Source organism: Phytoactinopolyspora endophytica, from assembly GCF_004138495.1.
GTDB lineage: Bacteria > Actinomycetota > Actinomycetes > Jiangellales > Jiangellaceae > Phytoactinopolyspora > Phytoactinopolyspora endophytica.
Genome location: NZ_ML142881.1, coordinates 10,520 through 12,861 on the forward strand (window position 1 = coordinate 10,520; position 2,342 = coordinate 12,861).

At 64.3% G+C, this 2,342-nt stretch carries 3 protein-coding genes; all 3 read right to left on the reverse strand.

From position 1 onward, the window contains the following. The coding region (locus tag ELR45_RS33345; RefSeq protein WP_240760318.1) for a carbohydrate ABC transporter permease at window positions 1–721 on the reverse strand (721 nt) is incomplete at its 3' end. 1 nt (window position 722) lies between these two features. Continuing rightward, window positions 723–1,682 (reverse strand): carbohydrate ABC transporter permease, encoded by a 960-nt coding sequence (locus ELR45_RS33350; protein ID WP_240760319.1) that lies wholly within the window; start codon window positions 1,680–1,682, stop codon window positions 723–725. Next, window positions 1,679–2,342: type 2 periplasmic-binding domain-containing protein (locus tag ELR45_RS40035; RefSeq protein ID WP_205857772.1), on the reverse strand; the 664-nt coding region annotated here is incomplete at its 5' end. The genes ELR45_RS33350 and ELR45_RS40035, both read right to left, overlap by 4 nt.

The window sequence follows — 2,342 nt, forward strand, 5'->3', positions numbered from 1 at the left end:
ACTGCGACGCTCCGGTGAAGAACGCCAGCGCCGCGGGCACCGGCCGGGCCGCCTCCGTCGACGTCAACGAGATGCCGTAGACGAAGTCGTTCCATGCGATGAAGAAGGAGATGATCGCCGTGGTGACGACGCCCGGCGTCGCCAGCGGGACGATCACCTTGCGGAACGCCTGCCATGTGGTCGCCCCATCGACCTGCGCGGCCTGCTCCAGCTCCCATGGGATCTGCCGGAAGAACGCGGACAACGTCCAGATGGACAGTGGAAGGGTCAACGACAGGTACGGGATGATCAACCCTGGCCATGTGTCGTACAGGCCGATGTTCCGCCAGAGGTTGAACAACGGCGTCACGATCGAGATCACCGGGAAGATCGACACGGCCAGCGCGGTCGTGAGGATGAGCTTCTTACCGGGGAAGTCGAGCCGCGCTATCGCGTAGGCACAGAAGGTGGAGAGCAGGACGGCGATGAAGGTGGCGATCAGGGTGATGCCGATCGAGTTGCGCAACGCCGACAGGAAGAGCTCCTGGAACTCTCCGCGCAGAATGATGTCGTAGTTGTCCCAGGTCCATGTGTTGGGCAGGAACTCCTGGCTACTCAGATCGCTTGCCGGCTTGAACGACAGCGACATGATCCACACCACCGGGAACAGCGCGTAGACCATGATGACGGTCCCCGCCACCCACCACAGGGTCTTCTGCCGGTTGGTCTGCTCTCGTTCCATCTCACTTACCCCCTCTCGCGCTGGAGAGGTCGACCCTGAACAGCTTGATGAACGCCACACTGATCAGGACCACGCAAAGGAACAGCAGAACCGAGACCGCCGAGCCTAAACCGATCTCCAATCTACTGATCGTCTGTCTATACGCCAGGAAGGACACGACCTCCGTATCTTGCGCGCCCTGAGTCATGATGAAGACGTTGTCGAAGATCCGGAATGCGTCCAGCGTGCGGAACAGCAGGGCGACCATGATGGCCGCCTTCATGTTCGGGATGGTCACCTTGTAAAGCCGCTGCCACCAGGTGGCGCCGTCGACCTTCGCAGCCTCTTGCAGATCCTCCGGCACCTGCGCCAGTCCTGCCAGCAGAAGCAGCGAGATGAACGGCGTCGTCTTCCAGATCTCCGACATGATGATGACGGTGACCGAGGTGCCGAACCCGCCGAACCAGTTGGTTTCCTCTCCGATCCCGGGCAGCCAGCTGAACCACGAGTTGACGAAGCCGGTCTGCAGGTCGAAGGCGTACAACCAGGCGTAGGCGGAGACCACGGTGATGATCGCGTACGGAACCAGGATCGCGGTCCGCAGGACCGGTCGCAGGGTCGTGAGCGCCCGGTGCATCACCATCGCGAGCGCGAAGCCGATGACCGCCTCCACGGCTACCGTGATCGCGGTGATCAGCACGGTGACACCGACCGCCTGCCACCAGACGCTGTCGGTGAGCACGACGACGTAGTTGCCCAGCCCGTTGAACTCACGGGCGTCCGGGTCGGTGAGCCGGTACTTGAAGAGCGACTCATAGACAGCCTGCGCGATCGGATATGCGGTGACCAGCAGCATCACCGCGAACGCGGGACCGGCCAGCATCCATCCGAGCCGGCGCTCGGACCTGGCCCGTTCCGACTTCGGCGGCGCCGCAGCGGTCTTCGGCTCAGCTTTCCCAGCCGCGGTTGGTGTGGCGCTCACAACAGCTTCTCCCCTCGCAGCACGCTCCCGATCAGGTCCGTCGATGACTCAGGCGTGGAGTCCGGGTTCACTGAGGCCGGCGGATGCCAGGTGTTCTGCAGCCCGGTGGAGACCTCGTTGTAGTAAGGGGTCTGCGGCCTTGACGCGGCGTCCTCCAGAGAGTCGCGGATGACCGGCGCCATCGGGTACGCCTCCAGGACCTCCGGGTCCTCGTACGCCTCGGCGTGCGACGCCGGGTTGCCGTCGTGGACGAAGTAGTAGGCCTGGTTCTCCGGAGTCACGATGCACTGCACCGCGTCGTGAGCCTCCTCGATGTGGTCGCTGAACGCCCCGATGCCGAGGTTGATGCCGCCGATAGGCGGGCTGGAGCCGGTGCCCTGCTCGACCTCCGGGTATGTGGCCCAGCCGATGTCGTCCAGCAGGGCCTGGTCAAGCGTGCCGTCGTCGACGGCTCCCTGCGTTGCCGACCAGACGAACGGCCAGTTCACCATGAACGAGCCACGCTCACCCTGGAACTGGAACATCGCGGCGTTCTCGTCCTGGTTCGAGAACCCGGGCCCGCCAAGCCCTTCCTGCCCGATGGTGCGCACAATGTCCGCGGCTGCCTGGCCGGCCTCGGTCCCCAGGCCGAACTCGACGTCGTCGACCGGCGCCTCGGGA